The following is a 19,544-nucleotide window of genomic DNA, read 5'->3' on the forward strand; positions in this document are numbered from 1 at the left end:
GGCACGTCTTTGGCGCTTGTCCTTACGGCGTAATCGGCCACCCGGTCGGCTGGCATCTTGTCCCGACCCGAAGACAGGACCATGCTGCCGAGCCTTGGGAGCAGGCCCCAGAACTCTAGAATCCTAGCGCTGTGGTGCGGCCTGCCCGAAGGTTATTTCATAAATTTCAACGGCTTATATTTTCCCGCTGTTCAGCCTTTGTTAGTGAATCGGGGCGCAGGATGTTTGCCGCAATACCAGGGATTCATCACAGCAGGATATGGCCATGACCAATGACGAACGTATCGCCGCGGCGTTTACCGCGCTCTCGCATCCCCGCCGGGTTCACCTGTTCCGGCTGCTCTGCGAACAGCCGGAGCTTGGCCGCAGTTTGCTCAGCCTGCGGCGCGCGACCGGGTATAAAGAGGCGCCCCTCATCCACCATCTGCGGGTGATGGAGCGGGCCGGGCTGATCTGCCGCAAGCGTACCGGGGCAACGATGCGCCACAGCCTCACGCCGGGGCGACTCGGCGGCGCGATGGAATCGGTCACCGCGCTGAAGAGAGGTGCCCGGTTGATCGCACGCGCCGCGCCGGAAGATCGCACCGGGGTGGTGGACGCCATCGGCGTCAGCCACTAGGTTTGGCCCGTCACCAGCCCGCGGGGAGCAGCATGTCCGAATCCGGCGATAAAGCCTATCAGGTTCTCGCGCGCAAATACCGGCCCGAGACCTTCGCCGACCTTGTCGGGCAGGAAGCGATGGTGCGCACCCTGAAAAACGCCTTCGAGGCGGACCGGATCGCGCAGGCCTTCATCATGACCGGCATCCGGGGCGTGGGCAAAACCACCACCGCGCGGATCATCGCCAAGGGGATGAACTGTATCGGCCCGGATGGCACGGGCGGGCCGACCGTCGAGCCCTGCGGTGTCTGCGAGCATTGCGTGGCGATTGCCGAGGGCCGCCATGTCGATGTGATGGAGATGGACGCCGCCAGCCGCACCGGCGTCGGCGATATCCGCGAGATCATCGAGAGCGTGCATTACCGGGCCGCCTCGGCGCGCTACAAGATCTACATCATCGACGAAGTTCACATGCTCTCGACCAGCGCCTTCAACGCGCTATTGAAGACGCTGGAAGAACCGCCGGCACATGTAAAGTTCATCTTCGCCACCACCGAGATCCGCAAGGTGCCGGTGACGGTGCTCAGCCGCTGCCAGCGGTTCGATCTGCGCAGGATCGAGCCGGAAGACATGTTGGCCATGCTGCGCCGGATCGCCGATGCGGAGGGCGCTGAGATCGCCGATGATGCGCTGGCGCTGATCACCCGCGCCGCCGAGGGTTCGGCCCGCGATGCGCAGTCGCTGCTCGATCAGGCAATTTCCCATGGCGCGGGCGAGACCAGTGCCGACCAGGTGCGCGCCATGCTGGGGCTGGCGGACCGGGGCCGGGTGATGGACCTGTTCGACATGATCCTGAAAGGCGACACCGCCGGCGCGCTGAACGAGCTGGCGCGGCAATATGCCGATGGGGCCGACCCGATGGCGGTGCTGCGCGATCTGGCCGAGGTGACCCATTGGATCAGCGTGGTGAAGATCACGCCGGAGGCGGTGGACGATCCCACCGTTTCGCCCGATGAGCGTGCGCGCGGGCAGGCGATGGCGGCGGCGCTGCCGATCCGGGTGCTGAGCCGGATGTGGCAGATGCTGCTCAAGGCGATCGAAGAGGTCGGGCAGGCGCCGAATGCGATGATGGCGGCCGAGATGGCGGTGATCCGGCTCACCCATGTGGCCGATCTGCCCAGCCCGGAAGAGCTGGTGAAGAAGCTGAGTTCCACCCCGCCGCCGCCGATGCCGCCTGTGGGCGGTGCGCCGGCGCCGGGTGGCGGCGGCGGCGTCGAGGCGCGCGGGCCGATGAGCGGACCCGGCGGCAATGGCGGCGGGGCGACGGCTTTGGCGCTGGCGACGGAGACGGCGCTGGCGCATTACGCGCGGTTCGAGGATGTGGTTGCCCTGATCCGGGCGAACCGCGATGTGAAGCTGCTGGTGGAGGTCGAGACCGGGCTGCGGCTGGCGCGCTATGCGCCTGGCAAGATCGAATTCACCCCCACCGATGACGCGCCCGCCGATCTGGCGCAGCGGCTGGCTCAGCGGCTGCAGGGCTGGACCGGGGTGCGCTGGGGGGTGACGCTGGTGGGCGGCGCGGCGGCGGCGACGATTGCCGAGACGCGGGATGCGGAGAAGGTGGCGCTGGAGGATGAGGCGAGGGCGCATCCGCTGATGCAGGCGGTGCTGGCGGCCTTTCCGAAGGCGACGATCACCGGGATCCGCACGGCTGAGGAGATGGCTGCCGAGGCGGGGGCCGAGGCGCTGCCGGAGGTGGATGAGGAATGGGATCCGTTCGAGGATGGCTGACGGTTTGGGCGAGGTCGCACGCCCGGGCAACTATTTGAAATATATAATGGTAGCGCTAACGTAAATCTTTGCCGCCGTGGCGATATCGGTGCGCGGCGGCTTGCCGGGGCGGGCGCGCGCGCCTATCTTCGCCACAACCCGAAAAGGAGAGCGACATGCTGAAAGGATTGGGCGGTCTTGGCGATATGGCCAAGATGATGAAAGCCGCGCAGGAGATGCAGGGCAAGATGGAAGAGGCGCAGGAGGCGCTGGACCGGATCACCGTCACTGGTGAGAGCGGCGCGGGCCTGGTCAAAGCCACCGCGACCGCCAAGGGCGATCTGACCGGCCTCGATATCGACCCGACGATCTTCAACCCGGATGAGAAGGAAGTGGTGGAAGACCTCATCCTTGCCGCGATCAAGGATGCGCAGGCCAAGGCCGCCGAGCGGATGCAGCAGGAAATGGCCAAGGTCACCGAAGGGCTGGGCCTGCCTGCCGGCATGGCGAATCCGTTTGGCTGACGATGGCCGGGCTGCTGAGCTTCACGCGCAATGACGCGGCGGCGCTGCCGCTGACGCCGGAGGGTATCGCCATCGTCATCGCGGCCACGCGCCGGGCGATCCTTGCCCGGCTGGGGCTTGCCGTTGCAATCTCCGCCGCGCTGCTGCTGCTGGCGCGCGCGACGGGCGGCATGCTGTCGCTCGCCTTTGCCGGGCTTGGGCTGCTCTCGCTCTGGGGCGTGCTGGCGGGCCTGCTTGCGGCCTGGGATCATGCCCGTGCCAGCGCCGCGCTGCGCAGGCATATCCCGGCCAACATTGCCCGTGAGAGCGACCCGGTGAAATTCTGGCGGGCCTATCGCGGGTTGTTTCCCTATAGCTGGAGCTAGACCGAATGCATGAAGCCCCGCGCGAGATCGAAGAACTGATCGACCTCATGGCCAAGCTGCCGGGGCTCGGGCCCCGTTCGGCGCGGCGCGCGGTGCTCTATCTGATCCGTAAACGGGGCATCCTGCTGCATCCGCTGGCCGATGCGATGCACGCGGTTGCCGCCACGGCGCGCGAATGCGTGGTCTGCGGCAATGTCACCACCTCCGAAATCTGCGAAATCTGTTCCAGCGAGAAGCGCGCGACGGGCGAGCTTTGCGTGGTGGAAGACGTGGCCGACCTCTGGGCGATGGAGCGCGCCGGGGTGTTCAAAGGCCGCTATCATGTGCTTGGCGGCACCCTTTCGGCGCTCGATGCGGTGGGGCCGGAAGAGCTGCGCATCCCGAAACTGGTGCAGCGGGTGGCCGATGAGGGGATCAGCGAGGTGATCCTTGCGCTGAACGCCACGATCGACGGACAGACCACCGCGCATTACATCGCCGAAGAGCTGGACGGGCGCTGCGACGTGACCTCGCTCGCGCAGGGCGTGCCGATCGGCGGCGAACTCGATTACCTCGACGATGGCACCATCACGGCTGCGATGAAGGCCCGCAAGGCGCTGTAGGCGCCAGGGCGTGACGCGCCGCGCGAGGCGGGGTGCAAATGCGCTGGCCCCGGCCTGCCGATTGACATAATGTCGCACCCCTGACGAGGGAGCGAGACGTGTCATCCATTGTATCGGTTACGGGTCTGCGGAAGACCTATGCGGGCGGGTTTCAGGCGCTCAAGGGCGTCGATCTGGAGATCGCGGAGGGCGAGGTGCTGGCTCTGCTCGGCCCGAACGGCGCGGGCAAGACCACGCTGATCTCGACCATCTGCGGCATTTCCACCATCACCGAAGGCGCGATCACGGTGGGCGGGCATGACGTGGTGCGCGACTTCCGCGCGGCGCGCAACATGATCGGGCTGGTGCCGCAGGAGCTGCATGTCGAAGGGTTTGAAAGCGTGTTCAGCACGGTGCGCTTTACCCGTGGCCTGTTCGGCAAGCGGCGCGACGATGCGCTGATCGAACAGATTCTGCGCGACCTCGCGCTGTGGGACAAGCGCGATGAAAGGATCATGGCGCTGTCGGGCGGGATGAAGCGGCGGGTGATGATCGCCAAGGCGCTGGCGCATGAGCCGCGCATCCTGTTTCTCGACGAGCCGACGGCGGGCGTGGATGTGGAGCTGCGCCAGAGCATGTGGGAGGTGATGCGCGGGCTGAAGGCGCGGGGCGTCACCATCATTCTGACCACCCATTACATCGAGGAGGCCGAGGCGATGGCCGACCGGGTGGGGGTGATCAACAAGGGCGAGCTTCTGCTGGTGGAGGAAACCGGCACGCTGATGCGCCAGATGGGCAAGAAGACCCTGACCGTCGAGCTTGGCGCGCCGCTGGAGGCGCTGCCGCCCGCGCTGGCGCGCGACGGGATCGTGCTGGGGCCGGATGGCGCGAGCCTGATCTACAGCTACGACACCGCCGCCCGGCAGACCGGCATCACCGATCTGCTGGCCGATATCAGGGGCGCGGGCCTGCAGATGGTGGACCTGCATACAACGCAATCGAGCCTGGAAGACATCTTTGTCGGGCTTGTGAAGGGAGGCAGGCGATGAACCTTGCCGCGATCCGGGCGATCTACATTTTCGAGATGTCGCGCACCTTCCGCACGATCTGGCAGAGCCTCGTCTCGCCGGTGCTTTCGACCTCGCTTTACTTCGTCGTCTTCGGCACCGCGATCGGCAGCCGGATCGAGACCGTCGAGGGCGTGAGCTACGGCGCCTTCATCGTGCCGGGGCTGATCATGCTGACCGTGTTGCAGCAATCGGTGGCGAATGCCGGGTTCGGCATCTACTTTCCGAAATTCGTCGGCACGATCTACGAATTGCTCTCGGCCCCGGTGACGGTGCTTGAAATCGTGATCGGATATGTGGGCGCGGCGGCGACCAAGGCGCTGATGATCGGGCTGATCATTCTCGCCACATCGACCTTCTTCGTCGATATCCGGATCGCGCATCCGGTCTGGATGCTGGCCTTTCTGGTGATGACCTCGTTCAGCTTTGCCATGCTCGGCTTCATCCTCGGGATCTGGGCGAAGACTTTCGAGCAACTCAACCTGGTGCCGATGCTGCTGATCACGCCGCTGGTGTTTCTCGGCGGGTCGTTCTACTCGATCTCGATGTTGCCGCCGGTGTGGCAGACGATCACCATGTTCAACCCGGTGGTCTATCTGATCTCGGGATTCCGCTGGTCGTTCTTCGGGCTGGCGGATGTGCCGGTGGCGGCATCGCTGGCGGCGATCTCGGTCTTTGCCGGGCTTTGCCTGCTGGCGATCTGGGCGATCTTCCGCACCGGCTGGCGGCTGCGGACCTGACGCAGAAAAACAACGCGGGCGGCTTTCGGCGGGGCTGACCTTGCGGCCTCCCGGCAGCGCCTCTACATGGCATCGCATGAAGCGCTTCGTTCCTTTCCTCGACCGCTCGCCGCGGGTGGCCGTGATCCGGCTGCATGGCAGCATCTCCACCGGCACGCGGGGGCAGTTGAATGACGTGGCGCTGGCCCCGATCATCGAGCGCGCCTTTCGGCGCGGCAAGCCGGCGGCGGTGGCGCTTTCGATCAACTCGCCCGGCGGTTCGCCGGTGCAGAGCGCGCTGATCGCCGCGCGCATCCGCCGGCTGGCGGACGAGAAGGAGGTGCCGGTCATCGCCTTCGTGGAAGATGCCGCCGCCTCCGGTGGCTACTGGCTGGCCTGCGCGGCGGACGAGATCTTTGCCGACCGGTCGTCCATCGTCGGCTCGATCGGTGTGATCATGTCGAGCTTCGGGCTCGACCAGTTTATCGGCAAGCACGGGGTGGAGCGGCGGGTTTACACCTCGGGCGAGAGCAAATCGCAGCTTGACCCGTTCCGGCCGGAAAACCCCGAGGATGTGGCCCGGATCAAGGCCATCGGCAGCGAGATCCATGCCGCCTTCATCGAGCATGTGAAGGCCGCGCGCGGCGACCGGCTGGCCGAGGATGCGCGGCTGTTCACCGGCGAGTTCTGGACCGGGCAGAAAGCGCGGGAGCTGGGCCTGATCGACGGGATCGGCCACCTCGTGCCGGTGCTGAAAGAGCGCTACGGCGACAAGCTGCGCTTTGCCGTTTACGGGCCGAAACGCTCGCTCTTCCGCCGCTTCGGCGCGACGCTGGCGGGCGATGTGTTCGACGCCGCCGAGGAGCGCGGCCTCTGGGCGCGGTTCGGGCTCTAGATGTATTTCAAGCTGATCACCCTGTTTCTCGTCGCCATGATGGTGCTGGCCTTTTTCGGCAAGCTGCGCTTTCCCGGCCAGAAGAAGATCGAGGCGATGAAATGCCCCAAATGCGGGCGCTATCGCATCGGGTCGGGGCCGTGCCGCTGCGAGAAGAGGGGCTGAGCCTTGGATTTCGTCTATGCCACGCTCGGGCTGCTGATCCTTCTGTTTGCCGGTGACAGCCTGGTGCGGGGCGCGGTCAACCTCAGCCTGCGGCTCGGGGTGCCGGCGCTGATCGTCTCGCTCACCATCGTCGCTTTCGGCACCTCGGCGCCGGAGCTGCTGATCTCGGTGCAGGCGGTGCTCGACCATGTGCCGGGGCTGGCGCTGGGCAACGTGGTCGGGTCCAACACCGCCAATATCCTGCTGGTGCTCGGGGTGCCCGCTCTGCTGACAGGGCTGGCTACGGCGGGCTGTGATACGCGGCGCAACTATATCGCGATGATGGCGGCGACGGCGCTGTTCATGCTGCTGGCGGCGGCGGGGCAGCGGTTTGGCTTCGTGCAGGGCATCGTTCTGCTCGCCGGGCTGGGGCTGATGCTGAGCTCGGCCTTCAACGAGGCGCTCACGCATCGCCGGCAGGTGGCGGCGGAGCGCCGGGCGGCGCTGGCGGCGGAAGGCGAGATTGCCGATCCGGCGGCGCTGGAGGCCGAAGCGGAGGCGGAAGCCGAGGCCGAGGAAGAAGGCGAGATCGAGGGCGCCGATCCCGATATGCCCTGGCTCAAGGTGATCATGTTCCTCGCCCTTGGCCTGATCGGCCTGCCGATCGGCGCCAATATCCTGGTTGAAGCCGCCACCTCCATCGCCCGTCATTACGGTATGTCGGAAACGGTCATCGGCCTTACGCTCGTCGCGGTCGGCACCTCGCTGCCGGAACTGGCGACCACGGTGATGGCGGCGATCCGCAAGCAGGCCGACGTGGCGCTGGGCAACGTGATCGGGTCGAACATGTTCAACCTGCTGGCGATCATCGGCGTGGCCTCGCTGGTCGGCCCGATCCCGGTGGACCCGATGATGCTGCGGCTCGATCTGTGGGTGATGTTCATGTCATCGCTGCTGATCGCGCCCTTCGTCTTCCGGGGCTGGTATATGGGGCGGCGCTGGGGCATCGTCTTTGTCGGTCTTTACCTGATCTACGTGCTCTCGCTGCTGGGGGAATGACATGGATGCTGGCCGGGCTTTGGTAACGGGCGCAGGCGCGCGGCTGGGCCGGGCGATGGCCGTCTGGCTCGCCGGGCGCGGCTGGGATGTGGCGGTGCATTACGCCGGTTCCGCCGAGGGCGCCGCCGAAACCGTGGCGCATTGCGAGGCGGCCGGCGTGCGCGCCGTGGCGCTGCAGGCCGACCTGCTCGACATGGCCGCCACCGAAACGCTGGTGCCCCGCGCCGCCGAGGCGCTGGGCGGGCCGCTGACGCTGCTCGTCAACAACGCCTCGATCTTCGAATATGACCGGCTCGACACGGCCACACCCGAAAGCTGGGACCGCCATATCAACTCGAATCTGCGCGCACCCTTCTTCCTGACGCAAGCCTTCGCCGCGCAGGCCCCGGAGGCGGCCGCCAGCGACAGCGGCGAGCCGCGCGCCACCGGGCTGGTGGTGAACATGCTCGACCAGCGGGTGCGCAAGCTGACGCCCGAATTCGCCACCTACACACTTGCGAAGATGGGGCTTTGGGCCTTCACCCGCACTGCCGCGCAATCGCTGGCGCCGCATATCCGGGTGAACGCAATCGGCCCCGGCCCGACGCTGATCGGCGCCCGCCAGTCGGAAGAGCACTTCACCCGCCAGCGCGCCAACACCGTTCTGGGCCGCGGCGCGGACCCCGACGACATCACCGCCGCGCTCGGCTATCTGATCGAGGCGAAAGCCGTGACCGGGCAGATGATCGCGGTCGATGGGGGGCAGCATCTGGGGTGGAAAACGCCCGACATTCAGGGCCTGGAATAGCCGATTGCGGCCAAACGCTGCGACAACTTGTGCACCCCGCCTCCGGCTTGCCGAAATCCCACACGTTTTCTTGAATGAATTCAGAAGTTTACCAAAACGTCATAATTAAATACCGCATTTTCAGTATGTTACGGAAGCGCCTAAATATTAGGCAGCGCCTTGAACTGCGCCGGAAACAACAGGAAATCCGTGCTCGCCGGCCAATGTCCACGGAGTTATCCACAGATTCTGTGGGCACGTTTGGCCTTGAATTCGAAGGCGCAAGATTGCAGCCAGCGCGGGGAATCAGTAGGCAGATCATATGAGCGACGCGACCGACCAGACCGAGGCGATCTCCCCCAAGCGCGGGCATCGGCTGATCGCGGATTACGTCAAGCGGCTCGACGGGTCGCCGGGCGTTTACCGGATGCTCGATGACAAGGGCCGGGTGCTCTATGTCGGCAAGGCGAAGAACCTCAAAAAGCGGGTTTCGAACTACGCCAAGCCCACCGGCCATTCCGCCCGGATCGCCCGGATGATCTCGCAGACCGCCGAGATGATGTTTCTGACAACGCGGTCGGAAACCGAGGCGCTGCTGCTGGAGCAAAACCTGATCAAGCAGCTCAAGCCGCATTTCAACGTGCTGCTGCGCGACGACAAATCCTTCCCCAACATTCTCGTCACCGATCATCCCTTTCCGCAGATCCGCAAGCATCGCGGCGCGAAGAAGGACAAGGGGAACTATTACGGCCCCTTTGCCAGCGCCGACGCGGTGAACCGGACGCTGAACCAGTTGCAGAAGGTGTTCCTGCTGCGCAACTGCTCGGATGCGATGTTTGAGAGCCGCACCCGGCCCTGCCTGCTCTACCAGATCAAGCGCTGCGCCGGACCGTGCGTGGGCAAGGTGAGCGAGGCGGATTATGCCGGCCTTGTGCACGATGCCGAACGCTTCCTCTCCGGGCGCACCACGGCGGTGCAGGAACAGCTTGCCGCCGAGATGCAGGCGGCGAGCGAGGGAATGGAATTCGAGCGCGCGGCGGTGCTGCGCGACCGGATCCGGGCGCTGACGCAGGTGCAGTCGAGCCAGGGGATCAACCCGCGCGGCGTGGCCGAGGCGGATGTGATCGCGCTGCATATGGAGGGCGGGCAAGCCTGTGTGCAGGTGTTCTTCATCCGGGCGCATCAGAACTGGGGCAACCGCGATTTCTACCCCCGCACCGGCGCGGGCGCGGGCGAGGCGGAGGTGCTGCAGGCATTCATCGGCCAGTTCTACGACCAGAAGGAGCCGCCGCGCCTGCTGCTGCTCAGCCACCCGATCGAAGACCTCGACCTGATGGCCGAGGCGCTTTCGCAGAAAGCCGGGCGAAAGGTGGAGATCGCGGTGCCGCTCCGGGGCGAAAAGGCCGAGCTGGTCGCGAGCGCGGCGCGCAATGCCCGCGAAAGCCTGGGGCGCAAGATGGCCGAGACGGCGACGCAGGCGAGGCTGCTCGACGGGCTGGCCGAAGCCTTCGGGCTGGACGAGGCGCCGGCGCGGATCGAGGTTTACGACAACTCCCACATTCAGGGCGCGCACGCCGTGGGGGCGATGATCGTGGCGGGGCCGGACGGCTTTATGAAAAGCCAGTACCGCAAGTTCAACATCAAGGGCGAAGAGCTGACCCCGGGCGACGATTTCGGGATGATGAAAGAGGTGCTGACGCGCCGCTTCAAACGGCTTCTGAAGGAAGACCCGGACCGCGAAAGCGAGCACTGGCCGGGGCTGCTGCTGATCGACGGCGGGGCCGGTCAGGTGAGTGCGGTGAACGGCATTCTGGAGGATCTCGGGGTGGAAGACGTGCCGATGATCGGCGTTGCCAAGGGGATCGACCGGGATGCGGGCAAGGAGGAGTTTCACCGGATCGGGCAACGCCCCTTCGCGCTGAAACGCAACGACCCGGTGCTCTATTTCATCCAGCGGCTGCGCGACGAGGCGCACCGCTTCGCCATCGGCACGCACCGGGCGAAGCGCGCCAAGGCGATCGGCGCGACCCCGCTTGACGAGGTGCCGGGGGTGGGGGCCAGCCGCAAGCGGGCGCTGCTGCGGCATTTCGGTTCGGCCAAGGCGGTGGCGCGGGCGAGCCTCGACGATCTGAAGGCGGTGCCCGGCATCTCGGCGGCCCTGGCCGAGGCGATCCACGGCTATTTCCAGGAGCATGGCTGAGGCCGTCCGCTTCGGGGTTCGTGAAGCGTGCCGGGGCTTGGCCCGCTGCGCCCGCACGCGACGGAACGCGCGGCGCGGCACGTAGAAGCCTCATGCGCCCGCCGCGCTTCCCCCGGCTTCCCCCGTGCCCCGGAACAGGATATTGAACCGACATGAAATGGACGCTGCCCAATATCCTGACCATCGCCCGGCTTGTTGCCGTGCCGCTGATTCCGGTGATGTTTTTGTTCTTCGCCCGGCCCTGGGCCGACTGGTATGCGATGATCCTGTTCATCGTCGCCGCCGTCACCGATTATCTCGACGGCTATCTCGCCCGCGCCTGGAAGCTCGAAACGCTGTTCGGCGCGGCGATGGACCCGATCGCCGACAAGGCGCTGGTGATGATCGCGCTTCTGGTGATCAACGGCTATGCCGGGCTGACGCCCTGGATCATGCTGCCCTCGGCGATCATCATCTATCGCGAGGTCTTCGTTTCCGGCCTGCGCGAGACGCTGGGCGACCGGGCACGGGCGCTCAAGGTGACGAACCTCGCCAAGTGGAAGACGACGGCGCAGATGGTGGCGATCACGCTGATCTTCGCCAAGGGGGTGCTGGAGCATCACGCCAAGCTGGAAACCGGCGGCGAGCGGGCCGGGCTGCTGGACTGGTCGGCGATTGCCGGCAATGGCGGGATCGTGCTGCTTTGGGTGGCCGGACTCCTTACAATCGTGACCGGATGGGATTACTTCAGAAAGGCGATGCCGTTTCTGAGGGAGACGCCCGATGCTTGATGTTCTCTATTTCGCCTGGGTCCGCGAGCGGATCGGGGAGCCGCGCGAGCGGGTCGAGACGCAGGCCGCCACGGTGGCGGAGCTGGTCGACGAGCTGCGTGCCCGCGAGGCGCGTTATGCGCTCGCCTTTGCCGATCTTTCGGCGCTGCGGGTGGCGGTGGATCAGGAGCTGACGGAGTTCGACGCGCCGCTGTCGGGCGTGCGCGAGGTGGCCTTCTTCCCGCCGATGACCGGGGGCTGAGATGGGCCGGGTGCGCGTCCAGCGGGAGCCGTTCGACTCGGGAAGCGAGCTTGAGGGCTTCGGCGCCGGGGGCGATGTGGGCGCGATTGCGACCTTCACCGGCATCGTGCGCGGCACCGGCGGGATGAGCCGGATGGAGATCGAGCATTATCCGGGCATGACCGAAGCGGCGATTGCGAAGATCGTGGCCGAGGCCGAGGCGCGCTGGGGGCTTGAGGATTGTCTGGTCATTCATCGCCACGGGGCGATGGCGCCGGGCGAGCGGATCATGATGGTCGCCACCGCCAGCCGTCACCGCGCCGCGGCCTTCGAGGCGGCGGAATATCTGATGGACTACCTCAAGAGCCGCGCGCCGTTCTGGAAAAAGGAATTCGGCCCCGATGGTGCGGCCTGGGTGGCGGCAAAGGACGAGGACGAAGACGCGCTGAGCCGCTGGTAGCGGTTGCCTCGCGCGCGCGAAGCCTGTTTTCTGCATCCGACCCGGAAGCCAGCCCGAGACGCCCGATCATGACGCCCCGCTTCATCTTCGACGGAGAGCACCTGCGCGCCACCGCGCTTGGGGACCATCCCGACAAGCTGATCATCACCTTCGACCACTGGGCGAGGGACAAGGATGGCTTTGCGCCGGTGCGCCGCGATTCATCCTATGTGGACAAGGGGTTCAGCCATCTTCACATCGCCACGAACCGCAACGACTGGTTTCTGAACCGCGACCTGCCCGGCGCGCTCGACGCGATTGCCGGTTTTGCGGCAGGCTACCGGCGTGCCGTGTCGCTGGCGTTCAGCATGGGCGGCTATGGCGCGCTGCTGGTCTCGCGGGTGGTGACGTTCCGGCAGGTGCTGCTGGTTTCGCCCCATTCGACCTATGCGCAGGACTTTCCGCCGTTCGACGACCGCTTCGAGACCGATATCGCCGATCCCGACTTTGCCGCCGCCGCCCACGCCGCTATTCTGGATGGCAAGGCGTCGAAGGCGGCCTGCACCGTGCTTTACGATTCGTCCATGCCGTTCGACACCGATCACGCCGAGGTGGCGGGCAACATGTTTCGCAATCCGCGGCGGATCGACCTTGAAGGCGGGGGCCACCCGGCGACCCGGCTTCTGACGGATAACAACCGCTTTGGCATGATCATGAAGGCGATCACCGCCGACGATCTGGATGTGAGCCGGATCGAGGCCCAGCACGCCCGCTACAGAGAGGCGCAGCGGGCCGGTTAGCTCTGGTTCATCCGCTCGATATAGGCGCGCAGCTCTTCGGCTTCCTGCCGGGCGTCGCGCAGGCCGTCCATCGCCGCGCGCAGCTCGGCCTCGGTCTGGTGGAGCTGGTTCGACATCTCGGATTCGCGCTGCTGGAGGTAGGTGATCGCCTGATCGCGGGTTTCTTCGGCCTCATGCAGCGATTGCGCCATGCGGTCGATCTCGCTCATGTCGCCCGAAGCCACGCGGGTGAAGCGGTGGATGAGCCAATGGGCGAACCACCCGAGACCGAAGGCCACGAACAGGATGATGGCGGTGACGATGATGAACTCGGTTCTGTTCATGTCCTACTCCGTTGCGGCTTCGCCGTCTTGCGCGGGGCGCGGTTTCGGGCGGATGCCCGCAAGCTCGGGATCGACCACCACCGGCTCGTCGGCCGGTTCGGCTTCGGCCTCGGCTTGCGCCGTGTCGGCTGTGCCGGTGTCTGCCGTCTCGCCAGTGTCCGCCCCGGCGGCTTCGGTGGCCGCCTCGTCGCCGGTGGCGGTATCCTCTGCCGTCGCGGTGGCATCGTCTTCGGCGGGCGTGTCTTCTTCCACGGCCTCCGCCGCATCTTCGCCGGTGCTCTCCGCCGCATCGTCGGGGCGGGCTTCGGGCCGGATGTCGGGCAGTTCGGCGGCGCCGTCTTGTTCGGGGGTATCGCCGGTGCCGTCTTCCGCCGCCGGCTCGCCCTCCGCCGCGACGGGTTCGCCCTCGGCGCCGATCAGGCGGAATTCGATCCGGCGGTTCGCTTCGCGGCCCTCTTCGGTGCCGTTATCGGCAATCGGGTTTTCTTCGCCATAGCCATGCGCCGAGAGGTTCGTCGTCAGCACGCGGCGGGCCAGCAGGGCCGAGAGCACCGCCTCGGCACGCCGCTGCGACAGGGCCTGGTTCATTTCCTCGCGGCCCTGGCTATCGGTATAGCCGCCGATTTCCATCGCCACATCGGGGCAGGTTTTCAGAATCTCCGCGATCCGGTCGACGGTCCGGCCCGAGGCAAGCTCGATCTCGGCGGAGCCCGGTGCGAAGGTGATCTTCTGGTCGGTCATCGCGGTGTTGATCCCGGCCACGCATTCCTGCGGCGTGGGCAGGGCCGCCTGCGGATCGTATTTTTCCTCGTAGCTGACATTGACGCGGAAATCCTCGGCCTCGCCCAGCTTTTCCGACAACAGCCGCGAAATCTCGGCGGAGGCTTCCTGATCGCCGGTGACGCCGCGCACATCGACAACGAGCGGTTGCACCACCACCGCGCCGTTGGCGAGCTGGTCGAGCGCTTCGAGCGCCGCCAGCGTGCGCACCGACCAGCCGCGCGGCAGGTCCGGATCGAGGCGCATGGCGGAATAGACCTTGTCGATCCCGAACCGCGCCCGGGCGAAGCTTTCGACAATCGTGCGCTCCTGCTCGTCGGCCACACGCCCGCGCAGCTGCACCTGCCCTTCCGGGCTGAGCGTGGCGACGAATTCGGGCGGCCCCGAGGCTTCGCCGGTGCCCGAAATCGAGACCGGCTCGGGCAGAACCGCGTGCAGCGAGAAAACGTCGGGCAGATCGGCCTCAAGCTCGCCGATGACGCGATCATAGGTATCCTGCGGTGTGCCTTCGGCGGCGACCAGCGTCACATCGGCATCGGCGAAGGTGAGCGAGCCGCCGCCCATTTCGCGCAGCGCGCCGATCCCGCGCGAGACGGCATCGGGCCAGTCCGGCGAGGGCACGCCAAGGCCGATGGTGCAATTGGGCCGCCCGCGCACGCCCGCCGCGATCCCGGCGGCGACGATCTTGGTGCGCCCCGCTTCGGTATGGGCGGTGCAGGCATCGAACCGCGCGCCGTTTTCGTCGATGGTGAAGCGCAGGGTGAAGGGGGTGATCACCGGGCGCGGCGCCGAGATATCGAGCGTGAGCCGGACGCCGCCGGGCACCCGCTGGCGCAGCGTGCGCTCCCAGTTCGCCTTCTGATCGGCGCTGTCGGCGATGGCTTCGATGGCGACGCGGTCGGGCCGGATCGAGATCTTGGAGCGGGGCAGCATCGCCACCGCGTCGAGCGCGTAGTTCAGCGCCATATCCCACAATTCGGGCACCGGGTAATCGGCGGTTTCGAGCAGGTCGGTCACCGCGTGTTCAAGGTCGATCCGCTGGATGCGCTGGCCCAGATCCTCGCGGTCGGTGGCGGCGGGGATCAGGCCGATCATCGAGATCCCGGCCTCGTTGCGCAGCATCTCGATGGAGAAGGCGGGCGGGACGATCGCGGCGGGCGGCGGCACTTCCATCCGGTCGATCACCCGTCCGGCATCGACCTCGCCACCGGCGATGGAGAGCGCGTGGAAGCGGGCGCTTTCGTTTGGCGCGGTGCCGGACAGCACGACCTGCAGCCCGTTGGTTTCGACCTGCGCCCAATCCTCGCCCTCAAGCAGCAGGCCGCGGTCGATGGCGCTTTTCGAGACCGCCTCGATCGCGGTCATGGCGCCCCAGGCGACCGATACCGAGATCAGCGCCGCCAGCGCGAAAACCACGGCGACCAACACGCTTGGCATGTTGCGAAGTTCGGAAATACGCGGCAGGCGCATGGATATTTATCGTCCGGTTGCGGGTCTGGTTGGGTTTCCTTACGGCCTGCGGCTGCGGGGCGCAATCACAGGAGCGCCGCTGCGGCAAGAAACAGCACAGGGATCAGCCCGGCATCGCGGTTGGCGCGGAACAGGCGCAGGCAGGTATCGGGATCTTCGGTGTCGAGCGCGCGGAGCTGCCACGACATGTGCCAGCCCATGAACCATGCGCCGCCGAGCGCCACCACCAGCGCCAGCGCCGAGCGGTCCGGCATGAAGGCGAGGGTGATGGCCAGCGCCATCAGCACCACGGTGAGGATCAGGAAGGCGCGCAGCCAGGGCACGGTGTTTTCGCCAAACAGCCGGGCGGTGGATTTGACGCCGATCAGCGCGTCGTCTTCCTTGTCCTGGTGGGCGTAGATCGTGTCGTAGAACAGTGTCCAGGCAATGCCGGCGAGGTAGAGCGCGACGGCGGGCCAGCCGAGATGGCCGGTATGGGCGGTATAGGCGAGCAGCGCGCCCCAGTTGAAGGCAAGGCCGAGGAAGATCTGCGGCCACCAGGTGAAGCGCTTGGCGAAGGGGTAGATCGCCACCGGCCCCAGCGCGACAAAGCCCAGCAGGATGGCGTTGGGGTGGAAGGTGAGCAGGATCAGGAAGGCGACAAGCGATTGCCCGACGAGCCAGCCGAGCGCCTGCGTCACGCTGACCTGCCCCGAGGGGATCGGGCGGCTGCGGGTGCGCTCGACGGCGGCGTCGAAGTCGCGGTCGGTGATATCGTTCCAGGTGCAGCCGGCGCCGCGCATGAGCCATGCGCCGATGGCGGTGCCGAGCGCGATCCAGGCATCCTGCCAGCCGATATCGCCGGTCTCGCCGATCCCGAGCAGCAGGCCCCACCAGCAGGGCAGCAGCAGCAGCCAGGTGCCGATCGGGCGGTCGGCGCGCGACAGGCGCAGATAGGGCCGGCTCCAGGCCGGGGCGCGGTGATCGACCCAGTTGCCCTTCACCGCGTCGGCCACCTGTCCGTGTGCCTCTGGCATGTTTCGGTCCGCCGCCATATCGTGCCCCCATGATGAGCCGTGAGAAAATCCGCCTCTTTGTAGACGCAGCGCTCGGTGAGGGGCAATCCGTCGATCTGACCCGCGAGCAGGCGCATTACCTGTTCGGGGTGATGCGGCTTGGTCAGGGCGCGCGGGTGGCGCTGTTTAACGGCCATGCCGGCGAGTGGACGGCGGAGGTGGCCGAGGCGGGCAAACGCGGCGGGCGGCTTGCCGTGCTGGGCCAGTCCGCGCCGCAGCTCGACCCGCCGGACCTGTGGCTGATCTTCGCGCCGATCAAGAAGGCGCGCACCGATTTCATCGTCGAGAAGGCCGCCGAGATGGGGGCGGCGCGGATCATGCCGGTGCAGACCGCGTTTACCAATTCCGAGCGTATCCGGCAGGACCGGCTGCAGGCTCATGCCGTCGAGGCTGCCGAGCAATGCGGCGGCACCTTCGTGCCGGCGGTGGAGGAGTTGCAGCGGCTCGACCGGCTGCTGGAGGGCTGGCCCGACGATCGGCAGATCATGTTCTGCGACGAGGCGCTGGTGGGTGCGCGCGAGGTGCTGGGCGCCGCAGGGGGCGGGAAATGGGCGATCCTGATCGGCCCGGAGGGCGGCTTTTCGGACAGCGAGCGCAAGCGCCTGCAGGCGATGCCGCAGGCCCATGCCGTGAGCCTCGGCCCGCGCATCCTGCGCGCCGATACCGCCGCCGTCGCCGCGCTGACGCTGTGGCAGTCGACGCGCGGGGATTGGTGATGCTGCGCCCGGCCAGGGCCGGTGACGAGGCGGCGATGGAGACCTTCCTGGCCGCCCATGCCGAAACCTCGATGTTCCTGCGCGGCAATCTGCACAATTTCGGCCTGTTCGAGCGGAACGACCCGCATGGCACCGAATACTGGATTGCGGAAACGGGCGGCGAAATCGCCGCGATCTTCGGCATTTCCAACGGGGGGTTCGCCATGAGCCAGGCGCCCGGCGCGCCCGACAGCTTGTGGGACGCCTTCGCCGGTTGCCTGCGGGGCCGTGAACTGGCCGGACTCAGCGGGGAAGAGGCGCAGGTGGCCCAAAGCAAACGCGCGCTGGGCATCGGGCGGGCCGCGCTTTCGCTCGACGATCCGGAGCCGCTGTTTCGTCTTTCGTTGGACAGGCTGCGCCTCCCCGATGGCACCGGAGGCATTCGCCGCCCCATCGAGGCCGACCGCGCCCTTCTGGAACGCTGGAACGCGGCCTATGTCACCGAGTTGCGGATGGGCACGCCCGGACGGGTCGCCACCGAATCCCGCGAACGGGCGGAGCGCGCCATCAAGGGCGATGACACCCGGTTGCTGATCAGCGACGGCACCCCCGTCGCGATGACGGCGCTCAACGCCCGCCTGCCCGACATGGTGCAGATCGGCGGCGTCTACACGCCGCCGGACCTGCGCGGCCGGGGCCATGCCCGCCGGGCGGTCGCGCTGCACATGGACGAGTTGCGCGGTGACGGGGTGACAACCGCGATCCTCTTCGCCTCCGGCCCCGCCGCCTGCCGCGCCTATGAGGCGATTGGCTTCGAGCGGATCGGCACCTATGCGCTGGTCTTCCTGAAAGAGCCGGTGGTGATCGGCTGATGGTTGCCCCGCGCCTGCATATCATGACGGCGACGGCGAGCGATTATGCGGTCATTCTCCGCCGCGGCCCGACGCAGCAAGTGGCAAGCATCGGCTGGCACCGCGCCAGCGACTCGTTCGAGCTCGGTCAATGGCTGCATGGCCGCATCTACGAACATCGCGCCGATCTGTCGCCTGACGGGCGGCACATGATCTATTTTGCGGGCAAGGGCGGCGTGCGGGAAGGCCGCGCGCCGTGGTGGACCGCGATTTCGCGCGCGCCCTATCTGCACGCGATCGCCTTTCTGCCGCAGGACAGCACATGGGGTGGCGGCGGTGCGTTCACCGAACAAGGCGAGGTGTTTCTGAACGGCGGCGGCCCCCTGCCCAACGATGCCGATGGTCTGGTTCCGGCGGCAAACACGGCGATGCCGCACAGCACCGACGGGTTTCACATGGGTGGGCTTTACGCTGCGGCGATGCAGCGGCGCGGATGGCAGGCCGACAGCGTGCCCGGCTATGGCGCAGGGCTGTGGCGCGAACTGGCCGGTGGCTGGCGGATCGAATTGCGGTTTGAGACGCAGGCCGCCAACCGGTCGATCGTCGCCAACCGTTACGCGCTGGTTTTGCCCGGCAAAGCGCGGGTCGATCACCCGGACTGGGAATGGGCCGATATCTGGCAGGACGGGCTGCATTTCGCCGCGCAAGGCGGGCTGCATTTCGCCCGGATCGGGCCAGACGGGCAGTTGCACGATCACCGCCCGATCCGCAATTTCTCCGATATGTCATTCGAACGTATCCGCGCACCGTATGACGACCGGAACAAGGGGGATCACCGATGAGCTTTCTGCGCCCCGAGGCGATCATCGCGCTGCGGCGCTGGCGCGGTGCCATCGCGGCGGCTGCGGTGCTGGCGCTCGGGCTGTGGTGGGGGCTGACCTCGCTTGGGCTGATCCGCTGGATCGGCTGGGCGCTGGTGCTGGGGGGCGCGGCGCTGCTCTGGGCGTCGGCGCAGCGGGCGCGCTTTCATGGCGGGCATGGCGGGCTTGGCGTTGTCGAGGTGGATGAACGCCAGATCGCCTATTTCGCCCCCGTGGGTGGCGGGATCGTCTCGCTCGATATGCTCTCGGAGGTGGCCATCGGGCCGGACCGGGCGGGCTTGCCTGTCTGGCGTTTCACCGCCGGGGGCGAGATCCTGCGCGTGCCGGTGAGCGCGGAGGGGACGGAAGCGCTGTTCGATGCGCTGACGGCTCTGCCGGGCGTGGATATCGAAGCCGCGATCCGGGCGAGCCGCTCAGGCCCGGCGGGCCTCACGGTGATCTGGCGCGCGCCGCCGCGGCCGGGGGTGCACCGGCTCCACTGACATCCGGCGGCGCGGCGCCGGGGCTTTGTGCGGGTGGATACCGGGCGGGTTTTGCCGAGAAGCGGGCGGGCCCGGGCGCTTCTTCCTC

Annotated in this window: 23 protein-coding genes; 20 read left to right on the top strand and 3 right to left on the bottom strand. The window is 67.0% G+C overall.

Going from position 1 to position 19,544, the window contains the following annotated elements; all coding sequences use genetic code 11:
• Nucleotides 1–265: 265 nt before the first annotated feature.
• The 16 genes from QMG28_RS03040 to QMG28_RS03115 all read left to right on the top strand — a co-directional run bounded on the left by QMG28_RS03040 (nt 266) and on the right by QMG28_RS03115 (nt 12,919).
• On the top strand, nt 266–619 hold the full coding sequence (locus QMG28_RS03040) for an ArsR/SmtB family transcription factor (protein WP_281840688.1): 354 nt from the start codon (nt 266–268) through the stop codon (nt 617–619).
• A gap of 2 nt (nt 620–621) precedes the next feature.
• On the top strand, nt 622–2,391 hold the full coding sequence (locus QMG28_RS03045) for a DNA polymerase III subunit gamma/tau (protein WP_281840689.1): 1,770 nt from the start codon (nt 622–624) through the stop codon (nt 2,389–2,391).
• Between the two features lie 155 nt (nt 2,392–2,546).
• The gene (locus tag QMG28_RS03050) at nt 2,547–2,894 is read left to right on the top strand and encodes a YbaB/EbfC family nucleoid-associated protein (RefSeq protein ID WP_281840690.1); all 348 of its coding nucleotides are present in this window, start codon (nt 2,547–2,549) and stop codon (nt 2,892–2,894) included.
• A 2-nt stretch (nt 2,895–2,896) separates the two neighbouring features.
• On the top strand, nt 2,897–3,259 hold the full coding sequence (locus tag QMG28_RS03055) for a hypothetical protein (RefSeq protein WP_281840691.1): 363 nt from the start codon (nt 2,897–2,899) through the stop codon (nt 3,257–3,259).
• Between the two features lie 5 nt (nt 3,260–3,264).
• Nucleotides 3,265–3,861, top strand: coding sequence for a recombination mediator RecR (gene recR, locus QMG28_RS03060; RefSeq protein ID WP_281840692.1), 597 nt, complete (start codon nt 3,265–3,267; stop codon nt 3,859–3,861).
• Nucleotides 3,862–3,959: 98 nt separating this feature from the next.
• Nucleotides 3,960–4,889, top strand: coding sequence for an ABC transporter ATP-binding protein (locus QMG28_RS03065; RefSeq protein ID WP_281840693.1), 930 nt, complete (start codon nt 3,960–3,962; stop codon nt 4,887–4,889).
• Nucleotides 4,886–5,647 carry an ABC transporter permease gene (locus tag QMG28_RS03070; RefSeq protein WP_281840694.1) on the top strand — a complete coding sequence of 254 codons (762 nt, stop codon included), beginning with the start codon at nt 4,886–4,888 and terminating at the stop codon, nt 5,645–5,647. Before QMG28_RS03065 ends, QMG28_RS03070 begins: the two co-directional genes overlap by 4 nt.
• Before the next feature lie 76 nt (nt 5,648–5,723).
• Nucleotides 5,724–6,521 (top strand): S49 family peptidase, encoded by a 798-nt coding sequence (locus tag QMG28_RS03075; RefSeq protein WP_281840695.1) that lies wholly within the window; start codon nt 5,724–5,726, stop codon nt 6,519–6,521.
• Nucleotides 6,522–6,686, top strand: coding sequence for a hypothetical protein (locus QMG28_RS03080; RefSeq protein ID WP_281840696.1), 165 nt, complete (start codon nt 6,522–6,524; stop codon nt 6,684–6,686).
• Nucleotides 6,687–6,689: 3 nt separating this feature from the next.
• Nucleotides 6,690–7,724: a calcium/sodium antiporter gene (locus QMG28_RS03085; protein ID WP_281840697.1), complete on the top strand. Its 1,035-nt coding sequence runs from the start codon at nt 6,690–6,692 to the stop codon at nt 7,722–7,724.
• A gap of 1 nt (nt 7,725) precedes the next feature.
• Entirely contained in the window at nt 7,726–8,511 is a 786-nt protein-coding gene (locus tag QMG28_RS03090) for an SDR family oxidoreductase (protein WP_281840698.1), read from the top strand.
• A gap of 301 nt (nt 8,512–8,812) precedes the next feature.
• Nucleotides 8,813–10,690 (top strand): excinuclease ABC subunit UvrC, encoded by a 1,878-nt coding sequence (uvrC, locus tag QMG28_RS03095; protein WP_281840699.1) that lies wholly within the window; start codon nt 8,813–8,815, stop codon nt 10,688–10,690.
• 152 nt (nt 10,691–10,842) lie between these two features.
• Nucleotides 10,843–11,460: a CDP-diacylglycerol--glycerol-3-phosphate 3-phosphatidyltransferase gene (gene pgsA, locus QMG28_RS03100; RefSeq protein WP_281840700.1), complete on the top strand. Its 618-nt coding sequence runs from the start codon at nt 10,843–10,845 to the stop codon at nt 11,458–11,460.
• Complete coding sequence (gene moaD / locus QMG28_RS03105) at nt 11,453–11,701, top strand: molybdopterin converting factor subunit 1 (RefSeq protein WP_281840701.1); 249 nt, start codon at nt 11,453–11,455, stop codon at nt 11,699–11,701. Before pgsA ends, moaD begins: the two co-directional genes overlap by 8 nt.
• 1 nt (nt 11,702) lies before the next feature.
• The gene (locus tag QMG28_RS03110) at nt 11,703–12,140 is read left to right on the top strand and encodes a molybdenum cofactor biosynthesis protein MoaE (protein ID WP_281840702.1); all 438 of its coding nucleotides are present in this window, start codon (nt 11,703–11,705) and stop codon (nt 12,138–12,140) included.
• Nucleotides 12,141–12,208: 68 nt separating this feature from the next.
• Nucleotides 12,209–12,919 (top strand): hypothetical protein, encoded by a 711-nt coding sequence (locus QMG28_RS03115; protein ID WP_281840703.1) that lies wholly within the window; start codon nt 12,209–12,211, stop codon nt 12,917–12,919.
• Here QMG28_RS03115 and QMG28_RS03120 read toward each other — a convergent pair.
• The 3 genes from QMG28_RS03120 to ubiA form a co-directional block, all read right to left on the bottom strand.
• Complete coding sequence (locus QMG28_RS03120; RefSeq protein WP_281840704.1) at nt 12,916–13,242, bottom strand: hypothetical protein; 327 nt, start codon at nt 13,240–13,242, stop codon at nt 12,916–12,918. The two genes, QMG28_RS03115 and QMG28_RS03120, sit on opposite strands and share 4 nt — an antisense overlap.
• A gap of 3 nt (nt 13,243–13,245) precedes the next feature.
• Nucleotides 13,246–15,459: an OmpA family protein gene (locus QMG28_RS03125; RefSeq protein WP_281840705.1), complete on the bottom strand. Its 2,214-nt coding sequence runs from the start codon at nt 15,457–15,459 to the stop codon at nt 13,246–13,248.
• A gap of 98 nt (nt 15,460–15,557) precedes the next feature.
• Nucleotides 15,558–16,508: a 4-hydroxybenzoate octaprenyltransferase gene (ubiA, locus tag QMG28_RS03130; protein WP_281840706.1), complete on the bottom strand. Its 951-nt coding sequence runs from the start codon at nt 16,506–16,508 to the stop codon at nt 15,558–15,560.
• A gap of 32 nt (nt 16,509–16,540) precedes the next feature.
• On the opposite strand from ubiA, the gene QMG28_RS03135 reads away from it, so the two are divergent.
• From QMG28_RS03135 to QMG28_RS03150, 4 genes are read left to right on the top strand one after another with little or no spacing between them, the layout of a single operon-like run.
• Complete coding sequence (locus QMG28_RS03135) at nt 16,541–17,263, top strand: 16S rRNA (uracil(1498)-N(3))-methyltransferase (RefSeq protein WP_281840707.1); 723 nt, start codon at nt 16,541–16,543, stop codon at nt 17,261–17,263.
• On the top strand, nt 17,263–18,114 hold the full coding sequence (locus QMG28_RS03140; RefSeq protein ID WP_281840708.1) for a GNAT family N-acetyltransferase: 852 nt from the start codon (nt 17,263–17,265) through the stop codon (nt 18,112–18,114). The genes QMG28_RS03135 and QMG28_RS03140 overlap by 1 nt, the downstream gene beginning before the upstream one ends.
• Nucleotides 18,114–18,935, top strand: a complete 822-nt coding sequence (locus QMG28_RS03145) for a hypothetical protein (protein ID WP_281840709.1) — start codon at nt 18,114–18,116, stop codon at nt 18,933–18,935. The genes QMG28_RS03140 and QMG28_RS03145 overlap by 1 nt, the downstream gene beginning before the upstream one ends.
• Nucleotides 18,932–19,456: a hypothetical protein gene (locus QMG28_RS03150; protein WP_281840710.1), complete on the top strand. Its 525-nt coding sequence runs from the start codon at nt 18,932–18,934 to the stop codon at nt 19,454–19,456. Before QMG28_RS03145 ends, QMG28_RS03150 begins: the two co-directional genes overlap by 4 nt.
• Nucleotides 19,457–19,544 lie beyond the last annotated feature (88 nt).

The sequence above is a fragment of the Sinisalibacter aestuarii genome, assembly GCF_027923545.1.
GTDB lineage: Bacteria > Pseudomonadota > Alphaproteobacteria > Rhodobacterales > Rhodobacteraceae > Sinisalibacter > Sinisalibacter aestuarii.

What these genes read in the sequence shown, in the direction of transcription:
- ubiA (WP_281840706.1), bottom strand. Translation starts at nt 16,508, where the DNA reads ATGCCAGAGGCACACGGACAGGTGGCCGACGCGGTGAAGGGCAACTGG.
- QMG28_RS03040 (WP_281840688.1), top strand. Translation starts at nt 266, where the DNA reads ATGACCAATGACGAACGTATCGCCGCGGCGTTTACCGCGCTCTCGCAT.
- QMG28_RS03135 (WP_281840707.1), top strand. Translation starts at nt 16,541, where the DNA reads ATGAGCCGTGAGAAAATCCGCCTCTTTGTAGACGCAGCGCTCGGTGAG.
- uvrC (WP_281840699.1), top strand. Translation starts at nt 8,813, where the DNA reads ATGAGCGACGCGACCGACCAGACCGAGGCGATCTCCCCCAAGCGCGGG.
- QMG28_RS03110 (WP_281840702.1), top strand. Translation starts at nt 11,703, where the DNA reads ATGGGCCGGGTGCGCGTCCAGCGGGAGCCGTTCGACTCGGGAAGCGAG.
- QMG28_RS03125 (WP_281840705.1), bottom strand. Translation starts at nt 15,459, where the DNA reads ATGCCAAGCGTGTTGGTCGCCGTGGTTTTCGCGCTGGCGGCGCTGATC.
- recR (WP_281840692.1), top strand. Translation starts at nt 3,265, where the DNA reads ATGCATGAAGCCCCGCGCGAGATCGAAGAACTGATCGACCTCATGGCC.
- QMG28_RS03150 (WP_281840710.1), top strand. Translation starts at nt 18,932, where the DNA reads ATGAGCTTTCTGCGCCCCGAGGCGATCATCGCGCTGCGGCGCTGGCGC.
- QMG28_RS03145 (WP_281840709.1), top strand. Translation starts at nt 18,114, where the DNA reads ATGGTTGCCCCGCGCCTGCATATCATGACGGCGACGGCGAGCGATTAT.
- pgsA (WP_281840700.1), top strand. Translation starts at nt 10,843, where the DNA reads ATGAAATGGACGCTGCCCAATATCCTGACCATCGCCCGGCTTGTTGCC.
- QMG28_RS03075 (WP_281840695.1), top strand. Translation starts at nt 5,724, where the DNA reads ATGAAGCGCTTCGTTCCTTTCCTCGACCGCTCGCCGCGGGTGGCCGTG.
- moaD (WP_281840701.1), top strand. Translation starts at nt 11,453, where the DNA reads ATGCTTGATGTTCTCTATTTCGCCTGGGTCCGCGAGCGGATCGGGGAG.
- QMG28_RS03080 (WP_281840696.1), top strand. Translation starts at nt 6,522, where the DNA reads ATGTATTTCAAGCTGATCACCCTGTTTCTCGTCGCCATGATGGTGCTG.
- QMG28_RS03140 (WP_281840708.1), top strand. Translation starts at nt 17,263, where the DNA reads ATGCTGCGCCCGGCCAGGGCCGGTGACGAGGCGGCGATGGAGACCTTC.
- QMG28_RS03055 (WP_281840691.1), top strand. Translation starts at nt 2,897, where the DNA reads ATGGCCGGGCTGCTGAGCTTCACGCGCAATGACGCGGCGGCGCTGCCG.
- QMG28_RS03070 (WP_281840694.1), top strand. Translation starts at nt 4,886, where the DNA reads ATGAACCTTGCCGCGATCCGGGCGATCTACATTTTCGAGATGTCGCGC.
- QMG28_RS03115 (WP_281840703.1), top strand. Translation starts at nt 12,209, where the DNA reads ATGACGCCCCGCTTCATCTTCGACGGAGAGCACCTGCGCGCCACCGCG.
- QMG28_RS03050 (WP_281840690.1), top strand. Translation starts at nt 2,547, where the DNA reads ATGCTGAAAGGATTGGGCGGTCTTGGCGATATGGCCAAGATGATGAAA.
- QMG28_RS03090 (WP_281840698.1), top strand. Translation starts at nt 7,726, where the DNA reads ATGGATGCTGGCCGGGCTTTGGTAACGGGCGCAGGCGCGCGGCTGGGC.
- QMG28_RS03120 (WP_281840704.1), bottom strand. Translation starts at nt 13,242, where the DNA reads ATGAACAGAACCGAGTTCATCATCGTCACCGCCATCATCCTGTTCGTG.